This is a genomic window from Spirochaeta cellobiosiphila DSM 17781 (assembly GCF_000426705.1).
GTDB classification, from domain to species: Bacteria; Spirochaetota; Spirochaetia; order DSM-17781; family DSM-17781; genus Spirochaeta_E; species Spirochaeta_E cellobiosiphila.
The window spans coordinates 297,300-311,004 of sequence record NZ_KE384554.1; the positions used below are offsets into that span (position 1 = coordinate 297,300).

At 35.1% G+C, this 13,705-nt stretch carries 13 protein-coding genes and 1 pseudogene; 2 read left to right on the plus strand and 12 right to left on the minus strand.

All coding sequences use genetic code 11. The features are described from left to right. Window positions 1–112: 112 nt before the first annotated feature. The gene (locus K345_RS0108175) at window positions 113–1,120 is read right to left on the minus strand and encodes a hypothetical protein (protein WP_028973743.1); all 1,008 of its coding nucleotides are present in this window, start codon (window positions 1,118–1,120) and stop codon (window positions 113–115) included. Window positions 1,121–1,287: 167 nt separating this feature from the next. Continuing rightward, a complete protein-coding gene (locus K345_RS0108180; RefSeq protein WP_028973744.1) occupies window positions 1,288–1,857 on the minus strand; it encodes a hypothetical protein in 570 nt (189 codons plus the stop codon). 223 nt (window positions 1,858–2,080) lie between these two features. Here K345_RS0108180 and K345_RS0108185 point away from each other — a divergent pair, with 223 nt between their 5' ends. After that, the gene (locus tag K345_RS0108185; RefSeq protein ID WP_028973745.1) at window positions 2,081–2,632 is read left to right on the plus strand and encodes a nitroreductase family protein; all 552 of its coding nucleotides are present in this window, start codon (window positions 2,081–2,083) and stop codon (window positions 2,630–2,632) included. A 260-nt stretch (window positions 2,633–2,892) separates the two neighbouring features. Next, complete coding sequence (locus K345_RS23845; RefSeq protein ID WP_425423290.1) at window positions 2,893–3,039, plus strand: integrase core domain-containing protein; 147 nt, start codon at window positions 2,893–2,895, stop codon at window positions 3,037–3,039. Window positions 3,040–3,329: 290 nt separating this feature from the next. Here K345_RS23845 and K345_RS0108190 read toward each other — a convergent pair whose 3' ends face one another. The 10 genes and pseudogenes from K345_RS0108190 to K345_RS0108235 form a co-directional block, all read right to left on the minus strand. Continuing rightward, the gene (locus K345_RS0108190; protein WP_028973746.1) at window positions 3,330–4,631 is read right to left on the minus strand and encodes a hypothetical protein; all 1,302 of its coding nucleotides are present in this window, start codon (window positions 4,629–4,631) and stop codon (window positions 3,330–3,332) included. 767 nt (window positions 4,632–5,398) lie between these two features. Beyond that, the gene (locus K345_RS20280; RefSeq protein WP_028973748.1) at window positions 5,399–5,809 is read right to left on the minus strand and encodes a hypothetical protein; all 411 of its coding nucleotides are present in this window, start codon (window positions 5,807–5,809) and stop codon (window positions 5,399–5,401) included. An 80-nt stretch (window positions 5,810–5,889) separates the two neighbouring features. Next, window positions 5,890–6,033, minus strand: a pseudogene (locus K345_RS23850) (helix-turn-helix domain-containing protein); the annotation flags it as partial. Window positions 6,034–6,350: 317 nt separating this feature from the next. Then, complete coding sequence (locus K345_RS0108205) at window positions 6,351–7,424, minus strand: PQQ-dependent sugar dehydrogenase (RefSeq protein WP_037571622.1); 1,074 nt, start codon at window positions 7,422–7,424, stop codon at window positions 6,351–6,353. 152 nt (window positions 7,425–7,576) lie between these two features. Further along, window positions 7,577–8,374: a hypothetical protein gene (locus K345_RS0108210; protein WP_156888351.1), complete on the minus strand. Its 798-nt coding sequence runs from the start codon at window positions 8,372–8,374 to the stop codon at window positions 7,577–7,579. Between the two features lie 192 nt (window positions 8,375–8,566). Beyond that, the gene (locus K345_RS22880; RefSeq protein WP_083963690.1) at window positions 8,567–9,079 is read right to left on the minus strand and encodes a serine hydrolase; all 513 of its coding nucleotides are present in this window, start codon (window positions 9,077–9,079) and stop codon (window positions 8,567–8,569) included. 51 nt (window positions 9,080–9,130) lie between these two features. Then, window positions 9,131–10,237 (minus strand): 3-dehydroquinate synthase, encoded by a 1,107-nt coding sequence (gene aroB, locus K345_RS0108220; protein WP_028973752.1) that lies wholly within the window; start codon window positions 10,235–10,237, stop codon window positions 9,131–9,133. 252 nt (window positions 10,238–10,489) lie between these two features. After that, window positions 10,490–11,203, minus strand: coding sequence for an HU family DNA-binding protein (locus K345_RS0108225; protein ID WP_028973753.1), 714 nt, complete (start codon window positions 11,201–11,203; stop codon window positions 10,490–10,492). A gap of 223 nt (window positions 11,204–11,426) precedes the next feature. Further along, window positions 11,427–11,972, minus strand: a complete 546-nt coding sequence (locus K345_RS0108230) for a DJ-1 family glyoxalase III (protein WP_028973754.1) — start codon at window positions 11,970–11,972, stop codon at window positions 11,427–11,429. A gap of 49 nt (window positions 11,973–12,021) precedes the next feature. Next, window positions 12,022–13,668 carry a DEAD/DEAH box helicase gene (locus K345_RS0108235; protein ID WP_028973755.1) on the minus strand — a complete coding sequence of 549 codons (1,647 nt, stop codon included), beginning with the start codon at window positions 13,666–13,668 and terminating at the stop codon, window positions 12,022–12,024. Between the last annotated feature and the right edge of the window lie 37 nt (window positions 13,669–13,705).

Here is a 13,705-nt window from a genome sequence, read left to right on the forward strand (position 1 = left end):
GGTTCTTGAGATATTTATTAAAAGTTATTAATTGATTTGATGTTTTTGGTAAATCTTGACTGTGTTCAATCAAGGATTTTAACTTAATTGTTTAGAAAAAGATTTCCATCTGCTATCTTCCTTGTAAATTGATTTGTGAATATATGATATTGCATAAAGTCTTAAGTGTATCCAATCTTTCTAGGACATCCTTAATGGGAAAGCGATAAACTACAATAATATATGCAATCATAAAAGGATTTATTTTATCCCCGTGAATGATTATCCTGGATTTGATAATAAGGTCACTAAGTAACCATTTGCCATTAGATTCATGAATTATTGTTTGCCCAATATAGGCGCCAAGCTCAATTATATAGGAAAATAATTCACCTTCCTCGCTAAGGTATTTTCTTTGATTATCTACCTCGATTTCTCTAAGATTATACCAAGAATAAGAGGATAAACGATATTCATCTAAGTTTGATCCTTCCCTTAGATAATTCCATAGATAAAGAAGAGATTTTTCATTTTTATTGTGGATCAAGTTATAATCCAAATCAGAATGACGAATCTCAAATAAATCCCAAGCATCGCCAATGGTCTTAATACCTAATTCTGCAATTACTATAGAAGAATAAGATTCAACTCGCAAATAGCTGGGAACAAAAGGTTCTACATTCCCATTGTCCATATCTCTATTCTTGTGCCACTGATTGATTAATTTGATAGCAGAAATGTTTTGTTCCAAATCTTTTTTAAGAAGCAGCAATTCAGATTTTATTTCATGAGGATTGGAACCTTTTTGCCTTCTAAGTGAATAAGCCGTTTGACTTAAGGAAAAATACTCATCAATATACTTTTCAGCCGCTATAAAGTTCTTTTCCTGGAGATACCAACGAGATAGTACTTGGGCCAAATCAATCACTTTGTCTTGTTTGTCTTTATATTCTTCAATAGCATTTTTTAGTAAGTTTTTAGCTCCCGCCATTTTTTCAGATTCATTTGTTGCATAGAGTACTCTTGATTTAATTAGTATATAATCAATCTTGCTATTTCTTGCTCGTTTTATCTTTTGATAAAAAAGGACTTGTGATTCTCTATCCCAATCTGAACTTCGATACCATGTTGTATCACTCATTATTTATCCTCTATTAGTCATATTCTTTTTATTGATCTATACTGATTAAAGTAGATACTGATGTTTTATAACTGGACAATAGCCAGTTGGGTAAAGGGATCACAGACAGAGATGAGGACAGGTTATTTACCAGTAAAATCCCTTGTAATACAATGATGAATATAATTTTATATCATAGATTTAATGAGCTCTAATTGCTTATTATGATAGGAAAAATCTTTCCAAGGAAATGAATCCGGAAGGTATTGTATACAATGATCCATATGGTGAAGAATATTACCTAATCTATCAGAGTCTTCCGGAAAATCCTCCAATGAGGATAGCATCCATAAAGATCCATTAACCCCTTTATTCTTTTTAATTAACTCTTCAGGAGAAATGTAGAAATACTGCCAGCAATTTACAGCTGCAGATTCAATCATATTGGCTATGTAAGTTTCAAGTGTCATATCCAAATTATAAACAGTTCCACTATCATAAAAGTATATCGCTTCAGGAAATTTGTTGTCTTCTAATCTATAACATCCATACATTGGAGTGTAGCGCGCTGTAGAATGTGGTGTTGGAGATTCGAACCAACTTAGTTTGTCCAAAAAAATCAGCTCATCATTTGTTAAGTTTTGTCCAAACTCTTTAACACTATCAGACCAGAAATCAGTACGCATCGTTAGCATATCTGTTAACCCATTAAAAGCAAATCCCCCATGTAGAATCTCTTCACAATGTAATGATTTCATCAAATATTTTTTTCATTTTTAGTAAACTCCTCAGTATAGATTTAATGTACTAGAAAGAAAAACTTTTAATGCAATGCGAAGTATTTCATGGAATCCTTCGTCTTTTTTTAACAATCTATACAACACTGACTCACAAGTCAACTAATATACATTTGGCATCCCTCTATTTTATCCTTATATTAATAAAAAGAAGATCTAATCTTAATATCTATGGAGATAGAATATGATATTGACAGAAATTCAAGAACGAAGAGCATTGAGAGCCCTTTCAGAAAAAGAAATACCAAATGAGACATTAACAAATATATTGAAAGCAGCAACGCTGGCTCCTAGCTGTGCCAATAATCAGCCATGGAGATTTTTAGTTTTGAATACTCCGGAAAATTTGAACATTGTGAGACAACATCTCTCAGGAGGTAACTACTGGGCTAAAAAAAGTCCCGCCGTTATAGCGGTTATAACTCGAGAAGATCTTGATGCCAAACTTGAAGGAAACCGTAATTACGCTTTTTTTGATACAGGGATGGCGTGTATGAATTTACAGTTGCAGGCCCAAAAAGAAGGTCTGATATCTCACCCTATAGCCGGGTTTAAAGCTGTGGACTTGCGAAAGGACTTAGGTATATCCGATTCCTACACCTTGTTAACACTAATTATTCTTGGATATCCCGGAGATGATTCAGAGCTGAATGAAAAACATCTTTCAATCGAACATAACGAACGAGTGAGAAAGCCTCTAGAGGAAGTGATATTCTTCAATAAATGGGAAGAATAAAATGTCCTAGATTTAGACGTTTGGGGGCTTTTAGCTTAGCTAGGTAGCACTATACATATAACGCTTCCCTCATATAAAGGCATTTGATACATCTAATAGTGAAGTAAATAAACTACGAAACCTTGAAGAAGAAAATGCAAGATTAAAAAGGCTAGTAGCTGATCTGTCTTCAAACAATATGATTCAAAAGGATATCATAAAAAAGGTACTACTACACGAAGTAAAAAAGAAAGCTGTTTACCTACAAACCCATGTATGATATGGGCTATAGAAAGGGAATCGAATTAATTTTCTCTAGACTAGGAGAACAAACTGATAATTGTCATATAGAAAGTTTTTTTGGCACACTACGCTATGGATGTCTAGATGCAAATCACTTTAGCTCAATAAAAAATGCTAGACAATAATTCAGGATTGATGGACGAATAGGACTTAGAAAGACCACAAAAACGTTTAAAGGGGATGATTCTATAATAAATAAGGCCGAAAGTAATTTACAAAGTGGTAGAACTTTGGGTGACCTCAGTATGAATATAGGAAATATTTTATATATCCGTTACTTTTAGTATGTTTAACGCTGCCATAACCTGTTTTCCGTACATGGTACAAATCCTGCCGCCAAGTAGGAAAAGCAGGATTTATACCATAGGAGAAAATTTGGTTCAAAGCGTTGTTATATGAATATCCAATATATTATCTAGTCTATTTGAACAAGATTTGTTCCAAAGGATTCTTTTCCATAGTTTTCTAAAATTGTAAGAGTAGACGTATTTAAATCAAAACTTGCAAGAATGTTATTTAAATATGGGTCTTTACCTGTAAAAATAAGGGAATTACTTTCGACGACTATTTCATCAACTTGGTAAACATCATTTAAAATATTATTACTATAAGAATTATCTGTTAATGAAATTTTCTTTATCCCTGTGTTTGTTGCAATGAAAGCTTCACTATTAAATACAAGAAAATCGTTGTAATCAGCGGAATCGCCGTTCCAGCCTGCTGGACAAAATGATTTTACATTACTTTCTAAATCTATAGACTCTTCATCAAAAACAATAACTCCTGAATCATTTGCGACATATGTTTTATTATCGCCATATGAAATTATATCTTGTTGGCTAAGTGAAATTCCAGATGAATCAGTATATGGAGAGTAGCTTAAACCATCAGATGATAACAATATCTTATCTTTATATAATTTATTATCTGATCCAAGGAAAGACCCATAACCAAATGTATCTGGGGTAATTGTACTTAAACGTCCTTTAGAAGTAAATATTTTCCAAGGCTTGCATGAATCCTCATATAAAATATTACCATTTCTGTCTGCTAAGAATGTCGGCTTGTTACATGTTACAGAATACTCATATAGTAATGATAATTCAGCATTTTGATTATTGAAGGAAGCTTTATAGAATCCACTCTTTGATCCTTTGATATACATATAAATATTCCTATTAGCATCTTCATATAACTGTTTATAAGTTTTATTGGGATTGTAGTCGATCATAATATCTCCATATATACTTCCTTCAGGAATCATATATGCGGTACCAGTGTTTTTATCAATAAATACTATACTATTAACATCAATACTATATGTGGGATCATTTTGTTCAAAGATAATAGCAATGACTGTATCAAGACTAATTATACCTGTCGGATTTAAAGTAGTTGAATTACTAATAATTTCACCATTTTCATCATAAATATCAACTACCTCAAGTTTTCCATCATCTGTGTATTTGTAAATTGTATTCTGATTGTCAGATACACTCCTAACAGTTCTTGCATCAGATGAAGAAGAGATCACAAGACTTTGAGCATTACTCAAATCTAGTCTAGAAATTATTGAACCATTTGGATCATTTGAACCATTTGGATCATTTGAACCATTTGGATCATTTGAACCATTTGGATCATTTGAACCGTCAAGAGAACAACCTCCAATAATAAACATACCTAATAATAGCATTAAAATAATCTTAGTTTTCAAAATAGTCTCCTTGTTTCTAACTTCTTTTAACATTAGTTTGTATTTAATATTTTTAATATACCTCCACAGAACGCCGACCTAAGCTGTAAAATCGTCCCAAAGCTTTGGCGTGATTTTTGAGTTGAAGAACGATCAGTTCTTAAATGGTCGAAGGTCTGAAAAAGATTTAGTTAGTTTCAGCAATTTGTTAGATCTCGATTCTTTCTCCATATATTAGAAAAAAAATGTAATTTGATAAATAGTATCATTACCTTTTTGTGTCAATAACATAAATACATTCCATTACCTTGTATTTCAATATATCCATCAGTTTCTATACTATTAATTGCTTCAACGAGATAGTTTTGATCAACAGGATTTAATATTCTTATATATGTAAATGGAACACAATTTTGATCTAATCTATGACGAACAAAATTTCTATTCTCTGCAAATCTATTTAAAATTATCTTATCTTATTTTGTTGATAACTTTCACTTTATAATCATCATAAATTTCGCTGTGTGTCAAGGAAGTCGTCACATCTAAGAAACCTATATGATATATCAAAGTTCTGAAGAATGATTCAATATAAGGACTGTCATTCTTCACTAGGGGACGAGAGTGGGAAAGGAACATTCCCCTGTTGTCGAGCCAAACAGAGAATCTTACCCCTCTCATAGGGTTACCGTTGTCTGAGTACACCCATACCCCATTCAAATTCCTCTTGGTTTTCAGGAGGCGAAATAACCTTCTAGCAACTCCTCTGATTCTGATTCGTGGATCATTCATCCAACTATCTCACAGCTCCAATCATCAACAGGACCTGTAGCCTTAAACTCAGGTGGTATATAAAGCGTTCTGGCTAGATGATCGTTACCTCGATGGTTCAGCATTCCCGCGGACCTTAAAACTCGGTAGAACGGCCTCGCACTAGCAATATAAACTCCTTCCTCAGCAAGTCCTGTAACTATTTCAGTGGGAGCAATATCTCGATACTTTGAGGAAGTACAGACTTCAAGAACATGCGGTCTTTCTTGTTCGCGCAAAGCTGTGGAGTTGGCTTTTTGACTACCTTTGCGTCTATCAACAGGATCTTCTTTCCACCTCCTATAGGTGCGAAGGTGGATCCCTATTGCATCACAAGCAAAAGTCAAACATGCTCCTTCTTCTAGGGCTTTATCAATGATCGCAGCCATCTCAGAAAGAGCTTCATCTTTTCTATCTGGCTCCTTCTGGTCTTTCTTCTGGCGGTTGCTGTTACTTAATGCACAATCATCTATTTGAAAGAACCATTGTTCATATGGACTTTCCAGTTGTATATCATTGCAACTGTAATTCCATACTCTGTTGCCAAATTGGATGCTGACCGGCTTGTATGTGGCATCATCTTTTTCAGGATTGCATTCCTAAACTGTGCACTGTATCTTTGCCTACTCCCTCCATGATATAACTCAAATCATGTGACAACTATCTTGGCACAACGCGGTTCACCCACTTTTCCACTGTTCAGTCCTTTGTTTTGTTCTCTATAGTCTATGAGATACTAACAACAAAACACATTCATATATCTTGGAGCAAAATTCAATCAAGGGTTGTATTAATAGTAGATAACGTGAATTTAACAAGCTGGATAGTCACGAAGTGCTGGCCTGGACTTTACATTAACACGTAGCAGCATAGAACATACAAAAATACGGACAGATTTAAATATTTGTTATCTATCCATTTTATATCTTTTTAGGGTACTAACTTATATAAAAAAGTGTTTTGTTCATCTGCTATTAGGAATATTTCACCTCTATTATTTATTTCTATATCCCTAATTCGACCAATCTTATCTCTCAGGATTATTTCCTCTTTAATAAATTTTTTATCTTCTCTATACAATACTGATAAATATTTAAATTTTAAAGAAGCTACTAATAATTGATTATTCCATTGAGGAAATGCATCACCCTTGTAAAACTTAATACCCCCTACCCCAATTGATGGAACCCAAGTATAGGAAGGTTTTAAAAATCCTGGTTCCCATGCCTTTCCGTTTCCAACCTTTGTTCCATTGTAATTAGTGCCTCCCCAGGCTACTTTGTTCCAGCCATAATTTGAGCCATAGATTACAGGCCCAATAAAGTCTCCCCCCTTAGGCCCATGATTTGATATATAGATTTTATCTGTTAATGGATCAGTACTAATTCCCTGAGGATTTCTTACTCCCATTTGAAATAGCTCTGGTAGCCAATTTGCATGCTCATTATTCTTATCGTTATTAATAATTGTTCCGTCTTTCTTTATTTTTATTATGGAACCAATGGAATTTGTTCCATCTTGGGCCAGTATTCCTTCTCCTCGCTCACCAATGGTTATGTACAAATAATCATCTTTTAATTCTATGCGAGATCCAAAATGTATCGTATTTACAGAATAGGGAGTAACTTCATATAGTAATTTTAAATTTGTTAACTTGTTTCCTTTTAACTTTGCGTAATATACAGCAGTTGTATATTTTTCATTTTTTTTAATTGTACTTGTAAGCCAAATATCATTATTCTCACTAATAACATCTAATAATCCCCCCTGACCTACATTTACTAAGGGGATATTATGATCAATTTCAATTTTTGATTCATTCTCTGTATTTATTAGGAATAATTTCCCATTTTTTTGGGTTATCAGCATAGTTGTTGGATCTATCCAGGTCATACCCCATGGATACTCTAGACTAATGTTCAATTTTATAATATCAAGTGCTGAAATATTTACTGTAATTGTTAATGCTATGATCAGGAAGGATTTTTTTAATAATTCATTCATAATAACTCCTTTTTTAAATTCTTATCATATACACATCTTATTTCAAGTTGTTCTTCACGTAGTTCTTGCAAATTTAATCATTTTCTATTGACGGCTTAGGATATCTAAATAACGCCGACGTCAACTGCCAAAGGGCAGATTGTACACCCTTGTTAGGTATACTCTCTAATTCTAGGGAACCAATAATCTATGGCTTCTTCTAAATATTGGTTGCCTTCCCACCACCCCAAAGGATATCTCATATCACTTCGAGGCTTACCGTCTCCTCTTTTATTCCAATCAACAAAGGAATCAATATACGATGGACAATCTTTTGGTTGTAGGACTCCAGAATAACCTAAAATTTCACAGAGTTGACCCCTCTCTGCGTCATTAGATTTAAGTAATTTTGAAATATTCTTCTTCAAAGTCGTAAAATTTTTTGATTCAACTGCAGCTTTCAAGATAGATAATAGAATTATATAATCTTCTTCTGTTGGTATTACAGCATCCATCTCGAGAAACTGTTCTAAGTCATAGGCCATATAGATAATATCGTCATGCCTAACCCCACCCCATTTATACTTTTCAAAACTGAATACTGAAAAATTAATATCAATTTCTTTTTCGCTGAAAAAGCCACAAGTTTTACAGAATGCAGTATGAAATTTATCAGCTCTTTCGAATTTATGATCTTTCATATGATGTAAATGAGCATATGAACCTAGAGGAGACCTGTATTCAAGTTTCCGTGTAGATAGGCTATAAAGAAATGCATTTGCAACCGACGCTTTTGAAACCTTACTACAGACTTCAAGAGCCCATGAAACAACTTCATCATGGCTCATCGACGTTGTAGGCTTACTCAAATTGGCATCAATGAGAGTATTTTCTTCAGCTTCGGAAAACTCAGGAGATTTCCAGCCGGAAGATCCCCAGTAACTTTTCATAAGTAGTTCATGTGCATCCATTTCGATATCCTTACGACCTAACGCCTGCCTAATCTGTTTTTCGAACATGGCGGAAATCCTGCCTGTGCAGCAGAAAAGCAGAATTTGTGCCATAGGAGAATCTGGTTCATGCGTTTGTTCTACCGCGATTTATTTTCAAACTTCTAGTAATGGTAATATTTTTTGACCAATCAATTCAATTCTATCTTTCGCTCATGGCAAAAAACAAGAAGTTATGGCAATAACTATTTCTTTTTCTGGATATACGAAAAGAATATTTCCACCGTCACCAATGACAGCAAAGCAATTTCCTCCAAATCCTTTAATAATCCACCATAAATAACCATATGGTTTATCTCCCCATTTACTATGTTCGTTTGTACTTTCCCTAATCCGTTCAGATGAAACTATTTGGTTATTATCCCACACTCCCTCATTTAAGTACAACTCTCCTAATTTTAATAAATCCAGAGTCGTAAGAGTAAGTCCCCATCCAGCAGTATTAATTCCTACCGGATCGACAACCCAACCCGTAACATTTTTATCTTTAAGAAAAGCAAGATGCTCTTCTTTATTATTTATCCTTGTATTTTTTACTTTCTTAATTCCAAGAGGATCGAAAAGGTTTTCATTAGTAAATTCGATGAGTGTTTGGCTTGTTGCATTAACTATTATACCCGATAGAACCTGAAGTGCTACAGTTGTATATTTGAATTTTCTACAAATATCGACTCTTAATTCTTGGAGGGATTACACAACTACTAGCCAATATTAATTTTATTCTATTATTGAATATATTTCTGACTCTTCAATAGTTTTTGAGTAATCTCCATCTTCAAACTGCATCATACTTCCAATCCCGCTTTGGAAAACAAATTTTATATTACTTTTTCTAACTTTTTTATCTGTATAGATCTTATTTACTAATTCATCTTTGTTAATATATGATGGTAATGAAACTGGTAGATTTAATTTTTTGAAAAGATTAACTATACGTTTTAGATGTGTTGAGTTAATATACCCATATTTTAAAGCTAATTTGGCTTGCAGAACTAAACCTACTGCTACAGCTTCCCCATGATACATTCTATAATCACAGATTGCCTCGAGTGCTCGTCCAATAGTATGACCAAGGTTAAGTACTTGCCTTAAATTTGATTCGTGTTCATCCGCTTGAACAATGCGATATTTAATTTCACAATTTTTGTATGCAATATATTCGATAGTATCTCTATTGAGGGTAATAACTTTATCAATATTTTCTTCAAGGTAATTAAAAAAAAGATCATCAGCAATTATTGCATGTTTTATTGTTTCAACTAGACCATTGCAAATATGTCTTTTAGAAAGAGTTTTCCACATGCTTAAATCAATATATACTTTTTCAGGTTGGTGAAATAAACCAATTAAATTGGTTGCATGAGGTGTGTCAACAGCAGTTTTTCCACCAACAGAGGCATCAGCAGCAGCAAGTAATGTGGTAGCATAATTTATGAAAGGAATACCTCGTGCATAAGTACCTGCAACAAAACCCGCAATATCAGATACAACACCTCCACCTAATGCTATAACACAACTATCACGCCCAAAACCTTCTTCAATCATACGATTCTCTATATATATTTTTGTTTCACGAGTTTTCGAAATTTCACCCGCAGGAAATGATATAAAATGAACATTGAATTGATTTTCTTTCAATTGTTCAAACAATTCTTTACCATAAATTTCAGATACCATACTATCCGTTATTAGTGCAAATTTATCTACTTTACTAAAGCCAGCATCTTTAAGATCACAAATTAACCTTTCAAATAAATCCCAACCAACAATAATTTCATATGTGTTATCCACCTCTTTTTTTAAATCAACCTTAAATATTTTCATATCAACCTCGTTGTACTATAATTATTACATAGAACCCTTCAACTATGTAGTTCGATTATTAATATTGTCTGAAATGTTATATTATTTCAATAAATATATAAGTGATAGTGCTTTTTCTGTATAGAACCTCATACTTTAATAATCAATAGAAATATCTATGATTGGACATAATAATTTTTTTAAACATAAGTAAGGAATATTCTATTATTTCAAAGTGTTACCTATGTCTTGCCCCTTCCCTTGACCCTTCCATCACAAAACCCTAACCCTCAATGACCCATATTCCCTAGTCACCGTGCCATACCTCACAACATAACAAAGCTCATACTCCCCTTCCGGAACATCCCCCTTCACAAAAGAAGTCACCTTCCCAGGAGCCACCTTCACAATATCCAAAGCTAACTTACGCCCTTCACCATCCCTCAAAACCAAAGAATACTCCCCCTCATACTTATAGATCTTCATGTTATGCCCCAACAGCTCAAAAGGACTCCCCTTCGTTATCGAATAGCGCCCCTCATCATCAGGCAGACGCTCTCCCGTCCCATAATCAAGAATCCCAGTCAGATTCTCCATTCTCCTCTCATCCCTCTTCTTATGGAACTTGATCTTCCCTGTCACCTTCTGATTAAAGCCCTTGGCTACCTGAAGAGTCACATGAGCCTCATGCTTAGCTTCATCATAGCTCTCCCCTTCCTCACTAAAGTTCCCCTTCATCCCCAAGGAAGCCCGGAAAATTCCCGTGGACAAGGAATATCCCTTATGCAAAGACTCGGCGATCACCTCTTCATACAAACTAATTACCGCCAAAGCATCCTGCCTGGTAATAGTGGTATTCTTAGCGGCCATCCGATCAATAATATCTTCCGGATTAAGATGATCCTTGATCACCACCTTTGCCCGGTAACCTCTGTCTTGATTGACAAAGTTCTTAAGAGTTTCATAGTACACAACTTGTTCATTCATAATAGGCTCCTTACTTTTCAATGTTAGAAGGGCCTTCTAACAACTTTAGAAAGACCAGCTAACTTTTTTAGAAGGCCCTTCTAAAACTTTTAGATGCCCTTTCTAATTAAACGATCCATACTGTAAAAGGATACAAAGAAAGAGAGATGTTCTGGGAATTAGGTGGGATATTGTAAAAGATGAGAACAAAAAAAAGAGCTATCCCATAAGGATAGCCTTTCCATTACCACATTTGCAAAGTTGTTTGATGTACGTTATCTGCTTTATCCACATGGAGAAGATATTCAATAATCTTCTCAGAAAATGCTGCGGCAGTTCCTGGTCCACGACTGGTGATCAAATTATTATCAACCACCACAGAATCTTGACTGAAATCTCCCTCAAGACCCTCTTCAAAACCAGGATAACAAGTAAACTGGCGACCTTCTAATAGGCCAACCTTATTAAGGACAACAGCGGGAGCTGCGCATATAGCAGCTACAAGCTTATTCTCCTTCCAATACTTCTCAATGATATCAAGAACTTTATCATTAAGAGACAAATTAGTAGCTCCAGGCATACCTCCGGGAAGTACCAATCCATCGACACCATCAGGTAATTCATCTAATAAAACGTCAGCATGTAACGATACGCCTCTGGATCCAACGATATGGGAAGCTTCTACACCAACGATAATGACACGAATGCCTGCACGTCTTAAAAAGTCTATTGGTGTGATAGCCTCCACTTCTTCAAAACCGGGAGCTAATAAAACGGCGACTGTTTTCATTTCACCCTCCATTATAATTTTAGATGGGGAAATTTTAAAAGACAACTAATTATTTCTTTTTGGAAAAAAGATTTGCTATTTTACCCAGAAAAGTCTTCTTCTCTTTCACTTGACCCTTCTTGGATCTAGTAGACCTTTTGTCTTTAAAGTTTATCTCTTCTGCTTTAAAATTTTCTCCATATTTCTTCTTATAGTATTCTAGACGCTGATCTAAAGTCTCTGTGCCCTTACGAGGTTTAGGTTTTTGAACCCGTCTCGTAGCAACAGGACTGGATTTGGCAGCTGGTGCTACCTTAACCTCAGGTCTTTTGCTCTTACTATATTCCTTCTTCCTACTCTTAGTCTTGCGATTAGGCTTATCCTGAGCCTTCTTGGCAGGAACAGCATCACTACCAGCGGCTACTTCACTAACAAGTGACTGGATAGCTCTATCTTGCTTCTTGATAGGAGGAGCGATAGGTTTTCTTCTACTATTAGAATTTCGATCTCTTCTGCCATCTCTGGAATTGGTACGTTGATTACCACTTCTTCGATCCAGTTCGATCTTAACACCTTTACTCTTATCTTCAATATACAATTCATCTGTGGCCCAGGAAACAGGAATCTTCATTCCAATGTATTTTTCAATACCTTCCAGGCTATAAACGTATTTCTCACAAGCTAAAGATATAGCCTTACCAGATTTACCAGCACGGGCAGTCCGTCCGATTCGGTGAACGTAATTTTCCACATCATTAGGAAGGTCGAAGTTAACAACCAGATCCAAATCATTGATATGAAGACCTCTGGCAGCCACATCAGTAGCAACCAGAACTGGTAAGTTACCCTTCTTCATAGATTCCAGAATCTTAAGCCTTTTGCGCTGGGGTAGATCCCCCATAAGGTATTCCGTCTGGTAACCGTTGATTTCCAACCTTTTGGCAAGCTTCATGGTCTGGTGCTTAGTATTGGAGAAGATAATAACAGTATCAGGTTTATTCTTTTGAAGAAGTCCGAGGAGAAGGGACATCTTTTCATCTGTACTAACGTGGTACAGTTCCTGTTCAATAGCGTCGACTGTAACCTGTTCAGGCTCAATAACGATCTCTGCAGGTTGGTTCATGAATTCCCAGGCAATATTGCCAACACGGGAGTTAAGTGTAGCACTAAACAATAAAGTCTTACGATCAGAAGAAGGTCGCATTCTTGACAGAATACGTCTAAGATCAGGGTAAAATCCCATATCAAACATACGGTCAGCTTCATCAATAACAAGAATATCCGTATCTTTAAAGCTAAGCTTCTTCGACTTATCAAAATCCAAAAGTCGTCCAGGAGTACCAATTATTATATTAACATGCTCTTGAAGTAACTTTTCCTGTTTGGCATATCCTACTCCACCATAAAAACTACCAACAGTCCATGGTAGGTTGCTACCGAGAAGAAGACACTCTTTCTCGATCTGATCAGCCAATTCTCTGGTAGGGGCAACAACAACAGCTCGAGGATTCTCTTTATTCAATCCTCTCAACAAATGAAAAATACTAATCAAAAATGCTGCTGTCTTTCCTGTACCTGTTTGAGATTGTGCGAGTATATCCCGACCTTCGATAACGTTTTTGAAGGTTTCTTCTTGAACGGGAGTACAATTATCAAACTTGGCTTTTTCTATTCCTTGTAATATTTCCTCATCAAAGGGAAATTCTGTAAATCTCATGTATCCTCATTTAGGTTTAATTATAATCAGCAACAGT

Bases quoted from the DNA above. Each gene is read 5' to 3' on its own strand.
- K345_RS0108175 (WP_028973743.1), bottom strand. From the start codon at position 1,120: ATGAGTGATACAACATGGTATCGAAGTTCAGATTGGGATAGAGAATCA.
- K345_RS0108180 (WP_028973744.1), bottom strand. From the start codon at position 1,857: ATGAAATCATTACATTGTGAAGAGATTCTACATGGGGGATTTGCTTTT.
- K345_RS0108185 (WP_028973745.1), top strand. From the start codon at position 2,081: ATGATATTGACAGAAATTCAAGAACGAAGAGCATTGAGAGCCCTTTCA.
- K345_RS23845 (WP_425423290.1), top strand. From the start codon at position 2,893: ATGGGCTATAGAAAGGGAATCGAATTAATTTTCTCTAGACTAGGAGAA.
- K345_RS20280 (WP_028973748.1), bottom strand. From the start codon at position 5,809: ATGGCTGCGATCATTGATAAAGCCCTAGAAGAAGGAGCATGTTTGACT.
- K345_RS0108205 (WP_037571622.1), bottom strand. From the start codon at position 7,424: ATGAATGAATTATTAAAAAAATCCTTCCTGATCATAGCATTAACAATT.
- K345_RS0108210 (WP_156888351.1), bottom strand. From the start codon at position 8,374: ATGGATGCACATGAACTACTTATGAAAAGTTACTGGGGATCTTCCGGC.
- aroB (WP_028973752.1), bottom strand. From the start codon at position 10,237: ATGAAAATATTTAAGGTTGATTTAAAAAAAGAGGTGGATAACACATAT.
- K345_RS0108225 (WP_028973753.1), bottom strand. From the start codon at position 11,203: ATGAATGAACAAGTTGTGTACTATGAAACTCTTAAGAACTTTGTCAAT.
- K345_RS0108230 (WP_028973754.1), bottom strand. From the start codon at position 11,972: ATGAAAACAGTCGCCGTTTTATTAGCTCCCGGTTTTGAAGAAGTGGAG.
- K345_RS0108235 (WP_028973755.1), bottom strand. From the start codon at position 13,668: ATGAGATTTACAGAATTTCCCTTTGATGAGGAAATATTACAAGGAATA.